This window comes from Mycobacteriales bacterium, assembly GCA_035504215.1.
In the GTDB taxonomy this organism is placed as follows: domain Bacteria; phylum Actinomycetota; class Actinomycetes; order JAFAQI01; family JAFAQI01; genus DATAUK01.
On the sequence record DATJSI010000079.1, the window covers coordinates 1 to 20,767 of the forward strand.

Consider the following 20,767-nt stretch of genomic DNA (forward strand, 5'->3'; position numbering starts at 1 on the left):
TTGGCCATCCGCTGCTGTTTGTCCGGCGGCAGCCATGACACGGTGCGGATGTTGTGCAGGCGGTCGGCGAGCTTGACGATCAGGACCTTGGGGTCGCGGGCCATCGCGACGACCATCTTGCGGATCGTCTCGGCCTCGGCCGAGTCGCCGTAGCGGACCTTGTCGAGCTTGGTCACCCCGTCGACCAGCCGGGCGACCTCCTCGCCGAAGTCGCGCGTGACCTCGGCGATCGAGAGGGCGGTGTCCTCAACGGTGTCGTGCAGGAGCGCGGCGCACAGCGTCGGCGCCTCCATGCCGAGCTCCGCGACGATCGTCGCCGCGGCGAGCGGATGGGTGATGTAGGGCTCACCGCTGCGGCGCTGCTGGCCCCGGTGGCAGCGCTCCGCGACCTCGTAGGCCCGGATCACGAGCCGGGCATCGGCCTTGGGGTGGTTCGCGCGCAGGACCTTCAGCAGCGGCTCGAGCTCGGGCGGCGGGGCGTCCTTCGACCCGGCGAGCCGACCGAGCCGGGCTCGCACCCGGGCGCCCGCGGCGGGCTCGGCGGTCGGGGTCTGGGCAGCGGGCAGGACGTCATCCGCTACCGGAACGACGTCGCTCGTCACGCATCAGCCCTTCGTGAGACTCGCTTTCCCAGTCTAACGATCTCAGCGTGCCCGGCGTTCCCGCCGACGCGGCGCGCCCCGCCGTCCGTGCGACCGACGCCCGCGGCTAGTACGTGAGCAGCGCGTGGACGTCGAGGTCGGTGAGCCGCTTCCTGGCCCCGAGCGCGCCCAGCTCGACCAGGACGCTGCAGCCGGCGACGACGCCGCCGGCGCGCTCGACCAGCCGGGACGCCGCGGCGGCCGTGCCGCCGGTCGCCAGCACGTCGTCGACGATCAGCACCCGGTCCCCCGGGTCGAAGGCGTCCTTGTGCACCTCGATGGTTGCCTCGCCGTACTCCAGCGCGTAGGACTCGGCAAACGTCGGGCCGGGCAGCTTGCCGGCCTTGCGCATCGGGACGAACCCGGCCCCGAAGTGGTAGGCGACCGGCGCGGCAAGGATGAAGCCCCGTGCCTCGATGCCGACCACCTTGTCGATCGTCCCGCGGCCATGGTGTACGACGATCGCGTCGATCACGGCAGCGAAGGCCGTGTGGTCGGCGAGCAACGGCGTGATGTCCTTGAACGCGATCCCGGGATCCGGGAAGTCCGCGATGTCGCGGACCCTCGACCGCAACAGGGCGTCGAGGTCGAGCGGGCTCACCGGCGTTTGCGCGAGCGGTTGCCGCGGCCACCCGGCCGCGACCCCCGGCCGGTACGCCGCTGGCCTTGCGGGCGGGCGCCGGCACGCGGCGGCGCACCCGTGCGCGGCGGCTGCGAGGGTACGGCGGCGTCGACGTCGTCGTCATCGTCGCCGTAGGGCTGCGATGGCTCCTCCGGCCGTACCTCGGCGGCGGGCCGAGCCGGCTGTGCCGCTCGGACCGGCGCACCCACCGTTGCCGGTGTGAGCCCGGCCACGTCGCGGGCTTCCTTCGCCTGCCGACTGGCGACCCGCTTGGCCAGCTGCTGGTAGGTCGACTCGCGCTCCTTGAACTCGCAGAGCAGCGGGGTCGCGATGAAGATCGAGGAGTACGCGCCGGACGCCAGACCGATCAGCAGCGCGAGCGACAGGTCGTTCAACGATCCGGCACCGAGCAGCCCAGCGCCGATGACGAGCAATCCGATCACCGGCAGCAACGCGATGACCGAGGTGTTGATCGACCGGACCAGGGTCTGGTTGACGGCGAGGTTCGCGGCCTGGCTGAACGTCATCCGGCTGCCGCCCGCAATGCTGGCGGTGTTCTCGCGGACCTTGTCGAAGACGACCACGGTGTCGTAGAGCGAGTAACCGAGGATCGTCAGCAACGCGATCACGGTCGATGGGCTGACCTGCAAGCCGGACAGCGAATAGACCCCTGCCGTGACGATGAGGTCGTGCAGCAGCGCGATGATCGCCGCGAGGGCCATCTTCCACTCGAAGCGCACGGACAGATAGATGATGACCGCGACCAGGAAGATGACCAGGCCGAGGATCGCCTTGTGGGTGATCTGGCTTCCCCACGTCGACCCGACCGTCGTGATGTCCAGGCTGTTGACGTTGACACCGACCTCTTTGGCCAGCGCGTTCGACACGTTCGTGGTCTGGTTGATGGTCAGTGTCTTGGTCTGGACGTCGAAGCGCTGCGCCGCCCCACTGCCGGTGACCACGACGACGTCGGGATTGACACCCTGCGCGGACACCACGCTGCGCAGCTGGGTCACCGTGTGCCCGTGCAGCGGGCCCTGGAACTGCGCACCACCGCTGAAGTCGATCGACGGGTTCAGCCCGCGGATCGCGAGGCTGATGATGCCGACCAGCATGACCACGCCGGACATCGCGTACCACCGCCGGCGGTGCCCGATGAAGTCGTACGAGACCTCACCGCGATACAGGCGGGTGGCGAGCGAGTCGCGAGTGCGGGCCATCGCTCAGGCCTCCGTCGGGTTCGTTCGGGACCGGCGGCTCGGTCGTGTCGGCGGCTCGTCCGCCTCGTCACGGGTGACCCCGATCCGCTCCCGGCCGATCCCGGTCCATGCCTTGCCGGAGTCGAAGGCAGGTCGGCGCGAGAGCAGGGTCAGAAGCGGCTTGGTGAAGAAGAAGACGATGAACAGGTCGGACAACGTCGACATGCCCAGGGTGAAGGCGAAGCCTCGTACGTCGCCGATCGAGACCAGGTAGAGGACCACGGCGGCCAGCAGGGACACGGTGTCGGCCGAGAGAATCGTGCGTCTGGCCCGCGGCCAGGCGCGTTCGACCGCGCTGCGCAACCGTCTGCCTTCCCGGATCTCGTCGCGTAGTCGTTCGAAGAAGACCACGAACGAGTCGGCGGTGATGCCGACCGCGACGATGAAGCCGGCGATGCCCGGAAGCGACAGGGTGTAGTGCACCGACGACTGGCCGAGCAACGTCGTGACGGCGTAGAGGATCAGGCCGGAAACCGCGAGGCTGCCGACCGTGACCAGGCCCAACGCCCGGTAGTACAGCAGCGAGAACAGGATCACGAGCGCGAGGCCGATGATGCCGGCGATCAGCCCGCCGTGCAGCTGTTGGCTGCCGAGCGACGCCGAGACCGACTGGACGTCGGACGGGTCGAACTTCAGCGGCAGCGCGCCGTACTTGAGGATGTTGGCCAGGTTGTTCGCCTGGGACTGGGAGAAGCTTCCCGTGATCTGCGCGGAGCCGCCGGGAATGCCGTCGTCCTGGATGGTGGGCGCCGACTGCACGACCCCGTCGAGGACGATCGCCACGGCGTTACAGCCCTTCGGCGGTGTGCAGGTGCTGTCATTGTTCGCGCCGCCCGTGCTGGTCTCGTACGCCTTCTTGGTCACGTTGAACCAGGCCGAGGAACCGCTGCTGTTGAACGTCAGGTTGACCTGCCAGGAGCTCGTGTTGCTGAGCCCGCTGGAGGCGCCGCTCACCTGGGTGCCTTCGACCGCGGCCGGTGCGAGCAGGTACTTCTCGCCGAGTGCGCCGCTGGTGTCGCACGCGATGATGTAGTCGTTCGGGTTGTCGTCGCCGTTCGTCGGGTTCGGGTGCTTCGCGCAGTTCCAGTTGGTGAACGACTTGGTGAACGCGGCCGACAACGTCGGCGACTGGCTACCCGGGAGCGGCGTGTTGACCAGCCCGGTCGGCGTGAGCCCCGCGGTGCTGGTCGGCGTCGGAGTCGGAGAAACCGTGGCGGTCGGCGTCGACGTTGCGCTCGGCGTCGACGACGGGCTCGGCGACGACTTGCCCTTGTGCTTCTTCAGCACCGACGACACGGCGTCACCGCTCGACGACTTCGAGCTGCTCGGTGTCGATGTGGGCGAGCTGTGCGGCTTGGACTTCGTCGAGTGCTTGCCCGACGTGCCGTGCTTGCTGTGCTTCTTGGTGTGCGTGCCGGAGGACTTGCTCGAGCTAGGAGACGCCGACGGCGTCGCCGAGGTGGTCGGGGTCGGCGTCGCACTCCCGAACTGCAGCACCTGCCGGAACCTCAGCAGCGCGGTCTGGCCGACCTGCTTGAGCACCGAGTGGCCCTTGCCCGGCACCTGTACGACGATGTTGTCGCTGCCCTGGGTGTTCACGCTGGCGTTCGAGACGCCGGCGCCGTTGGCGCGCTGGCGGATGATGTTGACCGCCTGGTTCAGCGCACTCTTGGTCACCTTGCCGTTGCCGATCGGGTGCGCGGTCAGCGTGATCTCGGTGCCGCCGCGCAGGTCGAGGCCAAGGTGCGGTGTCTGGGTCGGGCCGAGGAACACTCCGAGGTAGAGCCCCACCAGCGCCACGCCGGTCACGGCAAGGGTCCGTAACGGCCTTTGCTTCACCGGTGCTGCCACAGAGATCTGCCTTCCAGGTTGTGCGTCGCGGCGCGGTCAGCGCGCAGGGCTACGCGGACGCCGACTCGTCGGGGATGTCGTCGGCCGGCTCGGCAGGGCTTGGCGGGTCGTCCGACTCGGCACCGGCGTCGTGCGCCGTGGCGTCGGGGTCCTCGATCACCTCGTGGGTCGAGGCATCCGGGCCCTCGGCCGACGGCTCGGGCTCGGGGGTGTTGACGCGCAGGATCGCGGCCGGCAGGTAGCGACATTGGACGCCGGGCGCGACCTCGAGCGTGAGCTCGTCGTCACCGACCGCCACGACGGTCGCGATCAGCCCCGCCGTCGTCGTCACCTCGTCACCGACATCGACCTTGCGGCGCTGCTGGGCGGCTTGGCGCTGTCGGTTCCTGGCCGGGCGGATGAACAGGAAGTACGCGAGTCCGAAGATCGCGACCAGGATGATGAGGGACAACCCGCTGCTGCTGCCACTGCTCTTCGACGTCGCGGCCAGGATGGTGCCCAGCGTCGTATGACTCACGTGCACCGGATTCGGTCCTCCATCGTCAGGGGCGTCGCGGCACGGGCCGGACAGCGGCAACGAGTCTACGTGCCGGTGTCACCGGTTTGCGCGCCCAACACCGCTGAATCCCCTTCGGTGAGATCGACCATGACCCCCGGGTCGTCGACGTCGAACAGGCTCGGCGCACTCGCCGTAGCGGGCGGTGCCAGGCCGAGATGCGCCCACGCCGCCGGGGTCGCCACCCGCCCTCTGGGCGTCCGGACCAGCAGCCCGGCCCGGACCAGGAACGGCTCAGCGACGGTCTCGATCGTCTCCGACTCCTCGGCGACCGCCACCGCGAGCGTGGTGAGGCCGACCGGACCGCCCCCGAAGCGCCGAAGCAGGGCGTCGAGCACGGCATGGTCGAGCCGGTCCAGGCCGAGCTCGTCGACGTCGTAGACCTCGAGCGCCGCCCGGGCGATCTCACGAGTGATCCGTCCGTCCGCGCGCACTTCGGCGTAGTCCCGAACGCGGCGCAGCAGGCGGTTGGCGATCCGCGGCGTCCCACGGGCCCGCCCGCCGATCTCCTCCGCCGCGTCCGGCGTCAGGTCGACGCCCAGCAGCGCCGCGCTCCGCGTGAGCACCCGCTCGAGCTCGCCGGCGGAGTAGAAGTCCAGGCGCGCCACGAAGCCGAACCGGTCCCGTAGCGGACCGGGCAGCATGCCGGCCCGGGTAGTGGCGCCGACCAGCGTGAACGGCGCGACGTCGAGCGGGATCGCGGTCGCGCCCGGGCCCTTGCCCACCACGACGTCGACCCGGAAGTCCTCCATCGCGACGTAAAGCATCTCCTCGGCCGGGCGGGCCATCCGATGGATCTCGTCGAGGAACAGCACCTCGCCCTCCGCGAGGGTGGACAGCAACGCGGCCAGGTCGCCCGCACGCTCGATCGCAGGCCCGCTGGTGATCCGCAGCGGCGCACCGAGCTCCGCGGCGATGATCATCGCCAGCGTGGTCTTGCCGAGTCCCGGCGAGCCGGCCAGCAGGACGTGGTCCGGCACCCGCTCGCGCCGCTTCGCCGCGTCCAGGATCAGTGAGAGCTGCTCGCGCAGCCGCTCCTGCCCGACGAAGTCGGCCAGCCGCTTCGGACGCAGAGCCGCGTCGACGACGTCGTCGTCATCGTCGGCGACCGCCGACACCAGGTTGCCCTCCCGCGTCATGCCCGGCTCAGCATCTGCAAGCACGAGCGGAGTAGTACGGCGACGTCCGGATCATCGCCGACCGCTTGGGCCGCCTCCGCCTCGGGCCCGACCGCGACGAGAGCGTCATCGACCTCGCGGCTGCTCCAGCCCAACCCGAGCAACGCGGAACGCAGCTGGTCGCGCCACGCGCCCGGCCCGGCCCGCCCCGGCAGGCGCACCACCGTGGCCGCGGTCGTCGCCTGGCCGAGCTTGTCCTTGAGCTCCAGGACGAGACGCTGCGCTCCCTTGCGCCCGATGCCGTTGACGAGCATCAGCGCCCCGACGTCCTCGGTCGCAACGGCCGAGCGCACCGCGTCCGGCGAGTGCGCGGCGAGCACGGCCTGTGCGAGTCGCGGGCCGACCCCGGTCACGCCCTGCAGGATCTCGAACACCGCACGCTCGTCGTCGGTGGCGAAGCCGAACAGCGTCAACGAGTCCTCGCGCACCACCAGGCTGGTGGCGAGCCGGGCCGGCGTACCGGTCCGCAGCGTGGCCAGCGTGGCCGGCGTGCAGTGCACCGCGAGGCCGACCCCGCCCACCTCGATCACCGCCGTTTCGCCGGTCGTCGCGATCACGGTGCCCGAGACGGAGGCGATCACCGCAGCACCGCCTTCCGGCTCCGCGGCCGAGCGCCGCCGCGCCGGTCGTGGCCGGCGGCCTCGGCGTCGAGGCGGGCGAGCGCGCTGCCGCGCCAGATGTGGCAGATCGCCAGCGCGAGGGCGTCGGCGGTGTCCGCCGGACGCGGCGCCGAGGAGAGCGAGAGCAGCCGCGTCACCATCGTCCCGATCTGTGCCTTGTCCGCCCGCCCGGACCCGGTCACGGCGGCCTTCACCTCGCTCGGGGTGTGCAGCCCGACCCGCACGCCGGCACGCGCGGCGGTCGTGAGCGCGACCGCGGCCGCCTGCGCGGTGCCCATGACGGTGCGCACGTTGTGCTGGCTGAACACCCGCTCGACGGCCACGACCTCGGGTCGGTAGGCATCAATCCACGCGCCGATCTCCCGCTCGAGGGTAAGCAGTCGCTCGGCAATGTCGTCATGCGCGGGCGTCCGGACCACGTCGTAGGCCACGGCGTGCAGGCGCCGGCCAGCCTGCCCGTCGACCACCCCGAGACCACAACGGGTCAGGCCGGGGTCGACGCCGAGGACGCGCATCGCGGAAGACTCTCCTTCGCCGGCGCACCGGCAGGGCGCCGTTTCCGAACGTGTGTTCGGAAGCGTACGGCGATCGACCGACCAGGTCCCGGACCGACTCGCCGTCGGGGCGATTCGGCGCTACGCGGACTCGGACTCGAGGATGTCGTCGCTCACGTCGAAGTTCGCCCAGACGTTCTGCACGTCGTCGCTCTCCTCGAGCGCGTCGACCAGCCGCAGCACCTTGCGCCCCGTCTCGTCGTCGAGCGGCACCGACACCGAGGGCAGGAACGCCAGCTCGGCGGAGTCGTAGCCGATCGATGCCGCGTCGAGCGCCTCGCGCACGGCCGGCAGGTCGGTCGCCTCGCTGATCACCTCGAAGTCCTCGCCGAGGTCGTTGACCTCTTCCGCACCGGACTCGAGCACCGCGCCGAGCACGTCGTCCTCCGTGACGCCGCTCGCCTTCGGGACGATCACGACACCCTTGCGGGCGAACAGGTAGGCCACGCTCCCCGGATCGGCGAGCGATCCGCCGTTGCGGGTGAGCGCCGTGCGCACCTCGGAGGCGGCACGGTTGCGGTTGTCGGTCAGGCACTCGACGAGGACGGCAACGCCACCCGGCCCATACCCCTCGTAGGTGATCGCTTCGTAGTCGGCGCCGCCCGCGTCGATGCCGGCGCCGCGCCGGACCGCACGGTCGATGTTGTCGTTCGGGACCGAGTTGCCTTTCGCCTTCGCGATCGCATCGGCAAGCGTCGGGTTGCCGGCCGGGTCACCGCCGCCGGTGCGCGCGGCCACCTCGACGTTCTTGATCAGCTTGGCGAACAGCTTCCCCCGCCGGGCGTCGACGACCGACTTCTTGTGCTTGGTCGTCGCCCATTTGGAATGCCCACTCAATGTGTCTGGTGCTCCTTGACCATCCGAACGAACAGCTCATGGATGCGGGGGTCGCCGGTCAGCTCGGGATGGAACGACGTCGCGAGCAGCGATCCCTGCCGGACCGCGACAATCCTATCCGCGCTGCGCCCGAGCACGGTGACGTCGTCTCCCACCTGCTCCGCCCATGGTGCCCGGATGAAGACCGCGTCGAACTCCCCCACGCCGTCGATCGGCACTGCCGCCTCGAACGAGTCGACCTGACGGCCGAAGGCGTTGCGGCGTACCGTCATGTCGATGCCGCCGAGCTCCACCTGGTCGGCGGTCGCATCGAGCACGCGGTCGGCCAGGAGGATCATGCCGGCGCACGAGCCGTATGCCGGAAAGCCCTCGCCGATCCGCTTCCGCAACGGCTCGAACAGCTCGAAGATGACCAGCAGCTTGCCGATCGTCGTCGACTCCCCGCCCGGAATGATGATCCCGTCGAGGTCGTCGAGCTCGGCCGGCCGGCGTACCGCGACCGCGTCGGCCTCAGCCGCCCGCAGCGCCGCGAGGTGCTCGCGAACGTCGCCCTGCAGCGCCAGCACGCCGACGCGCGGCGAACGTTCCTCATTCATCAGCTCGGTCCCTGCGGCAGCGGGGCACGGTGCCCCGCGTGGCTACCAGCCGCGCTGTGCCAGCCGGTGGTCGGCCGGCAGCTCGTCGACGTTGATGCCGACCATGGCCTCGCCGAGCCCGCGGCTGACCTTCGCGACCACGTCGGCGTCGTCGAACATGGTGGTCGCCTGCACAATCGCGCGCGCCCGAGCGGCGGGGTTGCCGGACTTGAAGATCCCGCTGCCGACGAAGACCCCGTCCGCGCCGAGCTGCATCATCATCGCGGCATCCGAGGGCGTCGCGATGCCGCCGGCGGTGAACAGGACCACCGGAAGGGTGCCGGTCTCCGCGACCTCGCGCACCAGCTCGTACGGCGCCTGCAGCTCCTTCGCCGCGACGTACAGCTCGTCCTCGCTCATCGAGCCGAGCCGGCGCAGCTCGCCGCGGATCGAGCGCATGTGGGTGACCGCGTTGGAGACGTCGCCGGTGCCGGCCTCGCCCTTGGACCGGATCATGGCCGCGCCCTCGGCGATCCGGCGCAGTGCTTCACCGAGGTTGGTCGCGCCGCACACGAACGGCACGGTGAAGGACCACTTGTCGATGTGGTTCGTGTAGTCGGCCGGGGTGAGCACCTCGGACTCGTCGATGTAGTCGACGCCGAGCGCCTGCAGGACCTGCGCCTCGACAAAGTGGCCGATCCGCGCCTTTGCCATCACCGGGATCGAGACGGCCGCAATGATCCCGTCGATCATGTCCGGGTCGCTCATCCGTGACACGCCGCCCTCGGCGCGGATGTCGGCCGGGACCCGCTCGAGCGCCATGACCGCGACCGCTCCGGCGTCCTCGGCGATCTTCGCCTGCTCGGGGGTGACGACGTCCATGATCACGCCGCCCTTGAGCATCTCCGCCATCCCGCGCTTGACGCGCGCCGTCCCGGTCGCCTGTCCCTCAGTCATGCCCCAATCGTAGGCCTGGACGCAAAGGAGATCGTGACCATCGGGAGCTCGGCGTCCTCCATCTCGAAGTACGCCGGGTGCGGCGCGTGGCCGGCCAGCCGAAGCCAGCGAACCAGCCGCCGGTCGCGTACGACGAGAGCGTCCCGGACGGTGTCGTTGTAGAACCGGCGGGCGAATGACGCGCGCAGCGCCTCGTCGTGCATCTCGGTCGTGATCTCGGCCGCGGTACCCAGCCGGCCGGCGAGCGCGTCGGCGGCCCGGAACAGCGCACGCGTGACCTCGGTCTCCGCCAGCTCGCGATCGGAGCCGAGGCCGACGACCTGCGCGGCGGCGACGATGGAGTGCCGCAGCCCGCCCACGACATCGGCGGGGAGTGGAGCCGAGGCGGCAAACTCAGCCGCCGTCGTACCTCTGCGCCGCAGCTGCGCCTCGAGCGCTCCGGCGGCGGCGTCGACCCGGGCGTGCAGCTGGTCGAGCCGGATCGCGGTCCAATAGAGATAGAGCGCGATCCAAGCGAGGATCGCCGCCACCGCGATGGCGTAGCTCAGCAACACCTACCTGACGCTACAGCGGCTGGAAACCCTCGGAGAGCGCGGTGACGTCGACGACTTCCGGCTCCTCGGCAACCCGGCCGGTCGACACGGCGATCGCGGTCTCGTAGACGCGCAGCACCTCGCCGGAGACCACCGACCAGTCGTAGCGAGCGACCGCATGGCGGGCTGCGGTGCGCAGCTCGTCACGGTATTGCGGTGCTGACAGCAGGGCCGAGCACGCGGCCGCGAGCGACACCGGATCACCCACCTCGGCGAGCACCCCGAGCGCACCGTCGTCGAGCACGCGCGAGAACGCTGCCAGGTTGCTGGCGACGATCGGGGCTCCGCCGGCCATCGCCTCGAGCAGGACGATGCCGAAGCTCTCCCCGCCGGTGTTGGGCGCGGCGAACAGGTCGACGGAGGCGAGCAGACGAGCCTTGTCGGCGTCGCTGACCCGGCCGAGAAACGTCAGTCCGTCGGCCGCATCGTTCAACCGTCCGGGACCGGCCACGAGCAGGCGCGCCGCCGGATGCTCGCGGCGGATCGCCGGCCACGCCGCGAGCAGCACATCGAGCCCCTTGCGTGGCTCGTCGACGCGACCGATGAAGCCGATCGCGCCGCCGTCACCCGGCCAGCCGGGAAACGGCACGGCTCCGGCGTACTTCGCGATGTGTACGCCGTTGGGTACGACGACCGCGTCGCCACCGAGATGGTCGACGATCGTCTTGCGGGCCGCGGGCGACACGGCGATCGCCCCGGACAGCTTCTCGAGGTAGACCTGCAACGGGTTCTGCAGGATCGACAGGATGCGCGACTTCGGGTTCGCGGCGTGGAACGTCGCGACGATCGGCCCGCGCGCGTTGCCCAGCGCGAGCAACGACAACGAGAAGGTCTCGGGTGAGTGCACGTGCAGCACGTCGAAGTCGCCGTCGTGCAGCCAGCGCCGCACCCGCGCTGCACTGACCGGTCCGAGCAACAGCCTCGACACCGACCCGTTGTAGGGAATCGGCACACTGTGCCCGGCGCGCGTCACGTAGCTCGGCAACGGCAGCTCGTCGTCGTCGACCGGGGTGATGACAGCCACGTCGTGCCCGCGCGCGACCAGGGCTTCGGCGAGGTCGGAGATGTGTGCGACCACTCCGCCCGGGACATCCCACGGGTACGGCGAGACCAGCCCGACGCGCATCTAGGCCGCCGGCCGGCTCGGTTGCCGCCGCGGGTCGAGATCGGACACCCACACCCGCTGCAGCATGTGCCAGTCCTGGGGGCGGCGGGCGATCTCGCGCTCGAACACGCACGCGACCTGTTGGGTCATCTCGCTGATCTTCTCGCCCCGCGTCCCGGCCTCGGGCACGTGCACCTGGTCGTGGATGCGGAAGTCCCAGCGCCAACGCCCGGCGTTGGCGAGCGTCACCGGCAGCAGCGCAGCGCCGGTGTCGTGTGCGAGCGCAGCCGGACCGGCCGGCATCCGTGCGGTGGCGCCGAAGAAGTCGACGTCGATCCCGGTCGAGGTGAGGTCGCGGTCACCGAGCAGGCAGAGCGCTCCGCCGGCGCGCAACCGCTCGGCGAGCACCGCGTAGGGCGGCTTCTCGCCACCCGTGAGCGGGAGTACCTCCATGCCGATCGACTCGCGGAACTCCACGAAGCGTGTGAACAGCGACTCCGGCTTCAGCCGCTCCATCACCGTCGTGAACGGCACCCCGGTGCCGGTCAGCCAGGCGCCCGCCATGTCCCAGTTCCCCATGTGCGGAAGGGACAGGATCATGCCGTTGCCGGCTGCGACCGCCGCCCGCAGCAGCGGGTCACCGGTGACCTCGACCCGGCGCAGGATCTGGTCGGTGGTCATCCTCGGAAGCTGGAAGACCTCGCACCAGTAGCGCATGTAGGAACGCAACCCGTCCCGGGTGAGCAACCGCAGTTCGTACGGCGACGCGTCGGGGACGACGCGCGCGAGGTTGCTCTGTAGCCGGCGCACCCCCTTGCCGCCCCGGAACCAGATCCCGTCGGCCACGGCGTCGAACTGCGCACGCGCCATCCACTCGGGCATCCCGCGGACCACCGACCAGCCCGCTGCGTAGGCCGCGTCGGCGAACGAGTCGTTCATGTCCGCGTCTGGTGCGCCGGCGGCGGCGGGGACGGCTCCACGGCGACGGAATCAGCGGCCGGAGCCATCAGCAGCCGGGACTGCCGGCGTACCTCAACCACGCGCTGGATCACTGTGATGGTCGTCGCCACCGCCAGCCCCCACAGCGCGATCGCGCGCAGCAGGTTCAGCCCGAAGATGCCGGAGAAGCCGGTCAGTACGAGCACCGCGATCAGCCGCTCCGAGCGCTCCGCGATGCCGACATTGCACGGCATCCCGAGGCTCTCCGCGCGCGCCTTCGAGTACGACGTGACGACCCCCGCGACCAGGTCGTAGAGCGCGACCGCGCACAGCGTCTCGCTGTTGCCGCGCCCCGCGTAGTAGAGGGCGAGCGCGCCGAACACCGCACCGTCGCCGACCCGGTCCAGGGTCGAGTCGAGGAACGCGCCCCACGGGCCACTGCTGCCGCGCACGCGAGCGACCGCGCCGTCCATCAGGTCGCTGAAAACGAACGCGGTGATGACCAGGGTGCCGACCAGGAACTGGCCGCGCGGATAGAAGCCGAGCGCGCCACCCGACACCCCGATCGTGCCGATGATGGTGAGCGCGTCGGGGGTGACGCCCATCTTGGCGAGTCGTTGCGCTATCGGCTCAACCACGCGGTTGATCTGCGGTCGCGCGTGAATGCCGAGCATTTGCGCCGAGGATACCGAGCCGGGCCCTTCGGCCCCCGTCAATCGGATCCGTTCAGGGGCTTGTCCTCGGCACCGGCGCGGGTGCAGGGTGGCACGAAGCGCCGTGCGGCGCAGCCGCCGGCAGATCCCACGAGGAGGCAGCCATGGCCGACAAGTCGAGTACCTCGGGAGCCGCCGGCAGGGCACCCACGGCCGCCGAGCCCGGACGGATCCGCAACATCGTGCTCGTCGGCCACTCGGGAGCGGGCAAGACCGCACTCGTCGAGGCCCTCCTCGTCGCGACCGGGACGATCCCCCGGGCCGGGCGGGTCGAGGACGGCACAACGGTCACCGACTTCGACGAGGCCGAAGCCCGCCAGCAGCGCTCGATCAGCCTGGCGCTCGCACCGTTCGAGCACGACGGCGTGAAGGTCAACCTGCTCGACTCGCCGGGGTACGCCGACTTCACCGGCGACCTGCGCGCCGGTCTGCGCGCCGCCGATGCCGCGCTGTTCGTCGTCAGCTCCGCGGACGGCATTGACGGAACCACCCGCATGATCTGGGACGAGTGCGCAGGGGTCGGCATGCCGCGCGCCGTCGTCATCACCCGGCTCGACTCGCCGCGTGCGGACTTCGACGCGACCCTTGCCGCCTGCCAGCAGGCCTTCGGCGACAACGTCCTGCCGCTGTATCTCCCGCTGCACGCCGACGAGGAGACCATCGCCGGCCTGATCGGCCTGCTGTCCCAGCAGGTGTACGACTACTCAAGCGGAAGCCGGGTCCAGCGCGATCCTGACGCCGAGCACCTGCCGCTGATCGAGGAACGGCGTAACGCGCTGATCGAGGGCATCATCGCCGAGTCCGAGGACGAGACGCTGATGGACCGCTACCTCGAGGGCGAGGACATCGACATCAAGGTGCTGATCGAAGACCTCGAGACCGCGGTGTCGCGCGGCAGCTTCTACCCCGTCCTCGCCGCTTGCGCCGGCACCGGGATCGGCATGGAGGAGCTGCTCGAGGTCCTGGTCAACGGCTTCCCGTCACCGCTCGAGCACCCGCTGCCGGCGGTCACCCGCCCGGACGGCTCGTCGGTCGAGCCGTTGAGCTGCGATCCCGGCGGCCGGCTGTGCGCCGAGATCGTGAAGACGACGACCGACCCGTACGTCGGCCGGATCTCGTTGGTGCGGGTCTTCTCCGGAACCCTGCACCCGGACGCGACGGTGCATGTCTCGGGCCACGGGCTCGCCGACCGCGGTCACGAGGACCATGACGTGGACGAGAAGGTCGGCGCGCTGTCGAGCCCGCTCGGCAAGCACCTTCGGCCGATCAGCGATGCCATGGCCGGCGACATCGTCGCGATCGCCAAGCTGTCCCGCGCCGAGACCGGCGACACGCTGTCGAGCAAGGAAGATCCGCTTCTCGTCGCCCCGTGGGAGATGCCCGAGCCGCTGCTGCCGGTCGCCATCGCGGCGAAGAGCAAGGCCGACGAGGACAAGCTGTCCACCGGCCTGCAGCGGATCGTGGCCGAGGAGCCGACGGTTCGACTGGAGCGCAACGTCGAGACCGCGCAGCTCGTGCTCTGGTGCATGGGCGAGGCGCACGCCGAGGTGCTCGTCGACCGGCTGAAGACCAAGTACGGCGTCGAGGTCGAGCAGGTGCCGCTCCGCGTCCCGCTGCGCGAGACGATGTCCGCTGCGGCCGCTGGACACGGGCGGCACGTGAAGCAGTCCGGCGGCCACGGCCAGTTTGCGGTGTGCGACGTCGAGTTCGAACCGCTGCCGTCCGGCGGCGGCTTCGAGTTCGTCGACAAGATCTACGGCGGCTCGGTTCCGAACCAGTTCATCCCGTCGGTCGAGAAGGGCATCAAGGCGCAGATGGAGCGCGGCGTGCTCGCCGGCTACCCCGTGGTCGACATCCGGGCGACGTTGAAGGACGGCAAGGCGCACTCGGTCGACTCCTCCGACATGGCCTTCCAGCTGGCCGGCGGGCTCGCGCTCCGGGATGCGGCCGAGAAGGGCAACTTCACCCTGCTCGAGCCGATGCTGGAGATCTCGGTGCTGGTCGCCGACGACTACGTCGGCGCGGTCATGAGCGATTTGTCCACCCGCCGCGGGCGCGTCACGGGCACGGAGTCGGTCGGCAACGGCCGCTCGCTGGTGCGCGCCGAGGTGCCGGAGGTCGAGGTCACGCGCTACGCGATCGACCTGCGCTCGATCTCCCACGGTACGGCGACGTTCAGCCGCAAGCACCTGCGCTACGAGCCGATGCCGTCGCACCTCGCCGCGAAGGTGACCGCCGCGAACGAGAGTTAAGCCGACTCTCACCTGGGCGGGCTTACCCTGGACCCATGATCCTTTGGGTCTTCGTCGCGCTGGTCGTGCTCTTCGTGCTGCTGCCGATCATCGGTGCGGCCATCAGCTGGGTGGTCTGGACCGCGATTGTCGGCATCTTCCTCGGCGGTCTCGCCCGGCTGATCATTCCCGGCCGGCAGAACATCAGCATCCTGGCAACGATCGTCTGCGGGTGGATCGGCTCACTGATCGGCGGCGCCATCGGCGACGGCGTGTGGGGTTGGCACCATCACCGCTTCGCGACCCTGCTGATCGAGATCGGCGTCGCCACCGTCGCCGTACTCGCCTGGTCGGGCACCCACCGGAACCGGCCGATCACCGTCACCCACCACAAGATCCTCGACATCTAGTCGAGCGCGGGCTCCTTCGCGCGCGGCTACCGAGTCACCCGGTAGTCGGCCAGCAGGTGGCCGCTCGGTGAAGCGACGGCGCGCATCGCTTCGAGGTGGATCGGCGGCAATCCGTCAAAGAGCCGTCGCCCGCTGCCGGCGATCGCCGGCGCGACGACCAGCCTGAGCTCGTCGACGGCGCCCCCGGCGAGCAGTGCTTGCACGATCGAGATGCTCGCGTGCACCCCGATGTCCCCGCCGTCCCCGTCCTTCAGCTCCCGCACGAACGCCACGACGTCGCCGTCGATCACGCTTGTGTTCGCCCACTCCGGTGTGAGCGGGGTCGACGTCACGACGTACTTCGCCACGTCGTTGATGAAGCGGGAGAACGGCTGGATCTCGCTGCCCGGCCAGAACTCCGCCCACTCGTCATAGCTGCGCCGGCCGAGGATCACCGCATCCTGCGCCGCGATGACCGCGGCAAGGTTCGCCGCCATGGCGTCGTCCCATTCGGTGATGAACCGATCCGGACCCTCGGCGACACCGTCGAGCGACAGCAGCTCATACGCAACAACCTTGCGCACGCTCACCACCTCCGGGTCGGCATCCACCCGCAGCGTGCCACGCATGGCCCATTGGTGGTGCTATCGCCCCAGCGATGGGCCATCGGTGGGGCGACCGGGCCATGCCGCCGCGAGCAGGTCGCGGGTCTCGTGCAGCAGCTGCGGCAGCACCTTTGTCCGCGCGACCACGGGCATGAAGTTGGTGTCGCCGCCCCAGCGGGGAACGACGTGCTGGTGGATGTGCTCGGCGATGCCGGCGCCGGCAACGACGCCCTGGTTCATCCCGAGGTTGAAGCCCTGCGCGCCACTGACGGTGCGCAGCACCTGCATCGCCGTCTTCGTCAAGGTCGCGACGTCCGCGGTCTCCGCCGGCGTCAGGTCCGGGTAGTCGGCCACGTGCCGGAACGGCACCGCCATCACATGCCCCGAGTTGTACGGATAGAGGTTGAGGACGACGTACGCCGTTTCGCCACGCGCGACGATCAGCCCGTCCTCGTCGCTCAGAGCCGGAATCCGGCAGAACGCGCAGCCGTCCTCCTTGCCCTCACCGCGGATGTAGGCCATCCGCTCCGGCATCCACAACCGCTGCCAGCCGTCCGGCGCGCCGACGCCGTCCTGCTCGACGGCGTCGGTCACCGCTGCGCTTCCCCAGCCGTCACGAGGTCGCGACGATCAGCTCGTCCGGGTTCAGCGCGTCCGGCTCGACCTGCCGGGACGCGATGTTGCGCGACACCTCGATGATCGCGTCGTCGACCGGCACGCCTCGGCGCTCGATCCCGTTGCGATACCGCACAGACACCGCTCCCGCCTCGACATCCCGCGGGCCGGCGACGAACATGAACGGCACCTTCTGCTGCTGCGCGCGAAGGATCTTCTTCTGCATCCGGTCGTCGCTCTCGTCGATCTCGACCCTGATGCCCTCGCCGCGCAACCGCTCAGCGACCTGTTCCAGGTACGGGATGTTGTCGCTACGGATCGGGATGCCCATCACCTGCACCGGAGCGAGCCAGGCCGGGAACGCGCCCGCGTAGTGCTCGACCAGTACGCCGAAGAACCGCTCGATCGACCCGAACTTGGCCGAGTGGATCATCACCGGCTGATGGCGCTGGCCGTCGTCGCCCTGGTACTCCAGCCCGAACCGCGCCGGCTGGTTGAAGTCGTACTGGATGGTCGACATCTGCCAGGTTCGCCCGATCGCGTCCCGCGCCTGCACCGAGATCTTCGGTCCGTAGAACGCCGCACCGCCGGGATCGAGCACGAGGGTCAGCTCGCTGTCCGCTGCGACCTGCTCGAGGATCTTGGTCGCGGTCTCCCACTCTTCTTCGCTGCCGATGAACTTGTCCGAACCCGGATCGCGGGTCGACAGCTCGAGATAGAAGTCGTCGAGCCCGAAGTCCTTGAGCAGGCTGAGCACGAAGTTGAGCAGGTGCTTGATCTCGGCCGGCGCCTGCTCGGGAGTGCAGTAGGAGTGCGAGTCGTCCTGGGTCAGTCCGCGCACGCGGGTGAGCCCGTGCACGACGCCAGACTTCTCGAAGCGGTAGACCGTCCCGAACTCGAACAACCGCATCGGCAGCTCGCGGTACGAGCGGCCGCGCGACCGGTAGATCAGGTTGTGCATCGGGCAGTTCATCGCCTTGAGGTAGTACGAGCTGCCCTCCATCTCCATCGGCGGGAACATCGTGTCGGCGTAGTACGGCAGGTGCCCGCTGGTCTCGAACAGGCCCTGCTTGGAGATGTGCGGCGACCCGACGTACAGGAAGCCTTCCTCGATGTGGCGCTGGCGGACGTAGTCCTCCATCACGCGTTTGATCACGCCGCCCTTGGGGTGGAAGACGACCAGGCCGGAACCGATCTCGTCCGGGAACGAGAACAGGTCGAGCTCGGCGCCGAGCCGGCGGTGGTCGCGCTTCTCGGCCTCCGCGAGCAGGTACAGGTGCTGCTCGAGATCGCCTTCGGACGGCCAAGCGGTGCCGTAGATCCGCTGCAGCTGTGGGTTCTTCTCGCTCCCCCGCCAGTACGCCGCGGCCGAGCGCATCAGCTTCATCGCCGGGATCATGGCGGTGGTCGGGAGGTGTGGTCCGCGGCAGAGGTCCTTCCACGCCAGCGAGCCGTCGGGATGCCGGTTGTCGTAGATCGTCAGCTCGGCGCCGCCGACCTCGACATCGGCGCCTTCTGCGGCATCGGCAGCGGATCCCTTGAGGCCGATCAGCTCGAGCTTGTAGGGCTCGTCGGCGAGCTCGCTGCGCGCCTCGTCATCGGAGACGACCCGCCGCACGAAGTGCTGCCCCTCGGCGATGATCGCGCGCATGCGCTCCTCGATCTGCTCGAGGTCCTCGGGGCTGAACGGCGTGTCGACGTCGAAGTCGTAGTAGAAGCCGTTGGTGATCGGCGGGCCGATGCCGAGCTTCGCGCTCGGGAACAGCTCCTGCACGGCCTGTGCCATCACGTGCGCGCTGGAGTGCCGAAGCACGTTCAGGCCCTCCGGCGAGTCGATCGGCACCGACTCGAGGACGTCACCGTCCTCCGGAACGAAGGCCAGATCGCGCAGCGCCTCTTCGTTGACGCGTACGACGACCCCCTCGATCTTCGCGTCCTTGAAGATCCTCGCCGTCGTCTGACCCGCCGGCACAACGCGAGGCGAACCGTCGACCGTGAGGCGGATGTCAGACATGGATCAAGGCTATCGAGCGGCCTCAATCGAAATAGTGCGCGACTCCGGGCGCGGGGTCAGGAAGAGCCGGCGGGTTCGTCGACCGGGCGGCCGACCAGAAACGCCACTGCGGCCGGCACCATCGCCTTGGCCGAGCCGAGCGTCTCTGCGACCAGGCGATGGGTGACGACCAGGTCGCCGACGTCCGGATGACTGAGCTCGAACGCCGCCTGCCACCCGGCCGGGCAGCGCTCGAAGCGCACCCGGATCACCCGGCCGTCATCGGTCACGACCTCGTCGTGAATCGCCCCCGCACCGAGCCTTGCCGCCACACCTGTCCCCTTGCTGCTATCGCCCGGCACCTGGGCGATCTACCCCGGCACCAGACTTACCCGACCCACCACCGCCTCGCATCGGCCAAACGGTCGCATCCTGCCACGTCATCCGGGGGACAGATCGGGACAGCTCACCCAAATGCCGCACCGCTCCCCGATCAGACCCGGAACCGGTCGGCCGCCGCCTGGATCTGCGCGACGTACTCGCCCCACTGCTCTGGGCTGAGCTGGTCGGCATCCGGCCCGCCCCGCCCGTCGATGCTCTCCCGGAGGATGTCGATGTGGCCGGCATGCTGGCCGGTCTCCGCGATGACCCGGACCAGCAGGTGGCCCATCGTGGTGTCTCGCCGCTCGGCCGGCCACCAGGGCACCTCGGCCGGTGCGTCCAGCGCGAGCTCGGCGATCGAGGCATCGGAGTGTGCCCAGACCTCGCGATAGAGCCCGACGATGAAGTCGCGGGACTGCTCAGCGGTGGCCCACATATCGGCGCCTTCCCAGATCGAGCCGTCCTCGACCCAGGGCAGTGGTGTCGGGAACGGTCGCCCCAGGCAGTCTCCGAGGTAACCGGCTTCGACGCTGGCCAGATGCTTGACGATCCCGAGGATGTTCGACCCGCTCGGTGTCAGGGGCCGCCGGGCGTCGTACTCGCTCAGGCCGTCCAGCCCACGCAGGACCGCGCCGTGGGTCTGATGCAGGTAGTGCGCGAGATCGCCCTTGAGGGCGGCGTCGCCGGCGGCGGTGGTCATGATTCGGACTGTACGGCGAGGCACCGACCCCAGGAACACCGACCGGAAGAAACGGACACTGTGGGCGATACTGGGTTCGAACCAGTGACCTCCTCGGTGTGAACGAGGCGCTCTACCACTGAGCCAATCGCCCTGAGCCAGTCGCAGTGGCCGCGGCAACTCTAGCCTGCCACCCCCCACAACCCGGTTTCCGATTCCGGTTACTGCTGGCCGTTCCGGGGGACAACGCGAGAAAGATCGACAACGGTGAAGGCGGGCGGATCGGCATGAACATCCACCCCGACACGGCGCGGGCGAGGTTGGTGCTCCGGATGCTGGGTCCGGACGGCTCGGACCGCCCGGTGCGTGCCGATCTCGCCTACCGTCCCGACGACCCGTACGCCGTCCGGGTGGCCTTCCATGCCGGCTCCGACGACGTCGTCGAATGGACTTTCGCCCGCCAGCTGCTCAGCGACGGCGTGACCCGGCCCACCGGCGACGGCGATGTGCGGGTGTGGCCGACCGAAGACCGCTCCGACGGCCACGGCGTGTGCCTGTCCCTGTCCAGCCCGTCCGGGCAGGCGATCTTCAGCGCGTCGCCCGGGCCCATCAAGGGCTTCCTCAGCCAGACCTACACCATGGTGCCGCCGGGCGGCGAGAGCAACTTCATCGACCTCGACGCCGAGCTCGAGCTGCTGCTCACCGGCGACTAGCCACCCGCCGCACCGATCAGCGACCCTCCGGGCCGACTCGCCCTACCCGCTCGCGCTCTGCGCGCCGCCGACCACCGTTGCGGTCACGGACGCCGCGCCGAGATGTGCGACCAGGTCCGCTTCGTGGTCGCCGGCGAGAACCGCCAGGTCGCCTCGCGCAC

23 protein-coding genes and 1 tRNA gene are annotated in these 20,767 nt (G+C 69.9%); 3 read left to right on the forward strand and 21 right to left on the reverse strand.

Translation table 11 applies throughout. From position 1 onward, the window contains the following. The 15 genes from VME70_09485 to VME70_09555 all read right to left on the reverse strand — a co-directional run. Positions 1-602, reverse strand: a 602-nt coding sequence (locus VME70_09485; protein ID HTW20428.1) for an HD domain-containing protein, incomplete at its 3' end; no start/stop codon positions are given. 106 nt (positions 603-708) lie between these two features. Then, positions 709-1,242 carry an adenine phosphoribosyltransferase gene (locus VME70_09490; protein ID HTW20429.1) on the reverse strand — a complete coding sequence of 178 codons (534 nt, stop codon included), beginning with the start codon at positions 1,240-1,242 and terminating at the stop codon, positions 709-711. Further along, the gene (secF, locus tag VME70_09495; GenBank protein HTW20430.1) at positions 1,239-2,483 is read right to left on the reverse strand and encodes a protein translocase subunit SecF; all 1,245 of its coding nucleotides are present in this window, start codon (positions 2,481-2,483) and stop codon (positions 1,239-1,241) included. Before secF ends, VME70_09490 begins: the two co-directional genes overlap by 4 nt. A 3-nt stretch (positions 2,484-2,486) precedes the next feature. Beyond that, entirely contained in the window at positions 2,487-4,373 is a 1,887-nt protein-coding gene (secD, locus tag VME70_09500) for a protein translocase subunit SecD (GenBank protein HTW20431.1), read from the reverse strand. 49 nt (positions 4,374-4,422) lie between these two features. Further along, positions 4,423-4,896, reverse strand: a complete 474-nt coding sequence (gene yajC, locus VME70_09505; protein ID HTW20432.1) for a preprotein translocase subunit YajC — start codon at positions 4,894-4,896, stop codon at positions 4,423-4,425. A 59-nt stretch (positions 4,897-4,955) separates the two neighbouring features. After that, positions 4,956-6,068, reverse strand: a complete 1,113-nt coding sequence (ruvB, locus tag VME70_09510) for a Holliday junction branch migration DNA helicase RuvB (protein HTW20433.1) — start codon at positions 6,066-6,068, stop codon at positions 4,956-4,958. Then, positions 6,065-6,688, reverse strand: coding sequence for a Holliday junction branch migration protein RuvA (gene ruvA, locus VME70_09515; protein HTW20434.1), 624 nt, complete (start codon positions 6,686-6,688; stop codon positions 6,065-6,067). The genes ruvB and ruvA overlap by 4 nt, the downstream gene beginning before the upstream one ends. After that, positions 6,685-7,242, reverse strand: a complete 558-nt coding sequence (ruvC, locus tag VME70_09520) for a crossover junction endodeoxyribonuclease RuvC (protein ID HTW20435.1) — start codon at positions 7,240-7,242, stop codon at positions 6,685-6,687. The genes ruvA and ruvC overlap by 4 nt, the downstream gene beginning before the upstream one ends. A gap of 120 nt (positions 7,243-7,362) precedes the next feature. Further along, a complete protein-coding gene (locus VME70_09525) occupies positions 7,363-8,118 on the reverse strand; it encodes a YebC/PmpR family DNA-binding transcriptional regulator (protein ID HTW20436.1) in 756 nt (251 codons plus the stop codon). Next, positions 8,115-8,714, reverse strand: a complete 600-nt coding sequence (pdxT, locus tag VME70_09530; protein ID HTW20437.1) for a pyridoxal 5'-phosphate synthase glutaminase subunit PdxT — start codon at positions 8,712-8,714, stop codon at positions 8,115-8,117. The genes VME70_09525 and pdxT overlap by 4 nt, the downstream gene beginning before the upstream one ends. Before the next feature lie 42 nt (positions 8,715-8,756). After that, positions 8,757-9,650, reverse strand: coding sequence for a pyridoxal 5'-phosphate synthase lyase subunit PdxS (gene pdxS / locus VME70_09535; GenBank protein HTW20438.1), 894 nt, complete (start codon positions 9,648-9,650; stop codon positions 8,757-8,759). Beyond that, the gene (locus VME70_09540) at positions 9,647-10,204 is read right to left on the reverse strand and encodes an NUDIX hydrolase (protein HTW20439.1); all 558 of its coding nucleotides are present in this window, start codon (positions 10,202-10,204) and stop codon (positions 9,647-9,649) included. The genes pdxS and VME70_09540 overlap by 4 nt, the downstream gene beginning before the upstream one ends. Positions 10,205-10,214: 10 nt before the next feature. Next, positions 10,215-11,369: a glycosyltransferase family 4 protein gene (locus VME70_09545; GenBank protein ID HTW20440.1), complete on the reverse strand. Its 1,155-nt coding sequence runs from the start codon at positions 11,367-11,369 to the stop codon at positions 10,215-10,217. Further along, the gene (locus tag VME70_09550; protein ID HTW20441.1) at positions 11,370-12,287 is read right to left on the reverse strand and encodes a phosphatidylinositol mannoside acyltransferase; all 918 of its coding nucleotides are present in this window, start codon (positions 12,285-12,287) and stop codon (positions 11,370-11,372) included. Next, a complete protein-coding gene (locus VME70_09555; protein HTW20442.1) occupies positions 12,284-12,925 on the reverse strand; it encodes a CDP-alcohol phosphatidyltransferase family protein in 642 nt (213 codons plus the stop codon). Before VME70_09555 ends, VME70_09550 begins: the two co-directional genes overlap by 4 nt. Before the next feature lie 179 nt (positions 12,926-13,104). Between VME70_09555 and VME70_09560 the strand changes: the two genes are divergently transcribed. Then, positions 13,105-15,252 carry an elongation factor G-like protein EF-G2 gene (locus VME70_09560; GenBank protein ID HTW20443.1) on the forward strand — a complete coding sequence of 716 codons (2,148 nt, stop codon included), beginning with the start codon at positions 13,105-13,107 and terminating at the stop codon, positions 15,250-15,252. Between the two features lie 35 nt (positions 15,253-15,287). Continuing rightward, positions 15,288-15,641, forward strand: a complete 354-nt coding sequence (locus VME70_09565) for a GlsB/YeaQ/YmgE family stress response membrane protein (GenBank protein ID HTW20444.1) — start codon at positions 15,288-15,290, stop codon at positions 15,639-15,641. A 26-nt stretch (positions 15,642-15,667) separates the two neighbouring features. On the opposite strand, the gene VME70_09570 is transcribed toward VME70_09565, so the two are convergent. From VME70_09570 to VME70_09595, 6 genes are all read right to left on the reverse strand, one after another. Continuing rightward, positions 15,668-16,249, reverse strand: coding sequence for a dihydrofolate reductase family protein (locus VME70_09570; GenBank protein HTW20445.1), 582 nt, complete (start codon positions 16,247-16,249; stop codon positions 15,668-15,670). Between the two features lie 15 nt (positions 16,250-16,264). After that, positions 16,265-16,759 carry an HIT domain-containing protein gene (locus VME70_09575; protein HTW20446.1) on the reverse strand — a complete coding sequence of 165 codons (495 nt, stop codon included), beginning with the start codon at positions 16,757-16,759 and terminating at the stop codon, positions 16,265-16,267. 79 nt (positions 16,760-16,838) lie between these two features. Then, positions 16,839-18,854, reverse strand: a complete 2,016-nt coding sequence (gene thrS / locus VME70_09580; protein HTW20447.1) for a threonine--tRNA ligase — start codon at positions 18,852-18,854, stop codon at positions 16,839-16,841. A gap of 56 nt (positions 18,855-18,910) precedes the next feature. Next, entirely contained in the window at positions 18,911-19,165 is a 255-nt protein-coding gene (locus VME70_09585; protein ID HTW20448.1) for a hypothetical protein, read from the reverse strand. Between the two features lie 161 nt (positions 19,166-19,326). Further along, a complete protein-coding gene (locus VME70_09590) occupies positions 19,327-19,914 on the reverse strand; it encodes a DinB family protein (protein HTW20449.1) in 588 nt (195 codons plus the stop codon). 61 nt (positions 19,915-19,975) lie between these two features. Further along, positions 19,976-20,047, reverse strand: a tRNA-Val gene (locus VME70_09595). A gap of 133 nt (positions 20,048-20,180) precedes the next feature. On the opposite strand from VME70_09595, the gene VME70_09600 reads away from it, so the two are divergent. Continuing rightward, positions 20,181-20,606, forward strand: a complete 426-nt coding sequence (locus VME70_09600) for an SsgA family sporulation/cell division regulator (protein HTW20450.1) — start codon at positions 20,181-20,183, stop codon at positions 20,604-20,606. The last annotated feature ends 161 nt before the right edge of the window (positions 20,607-20,767 follow it).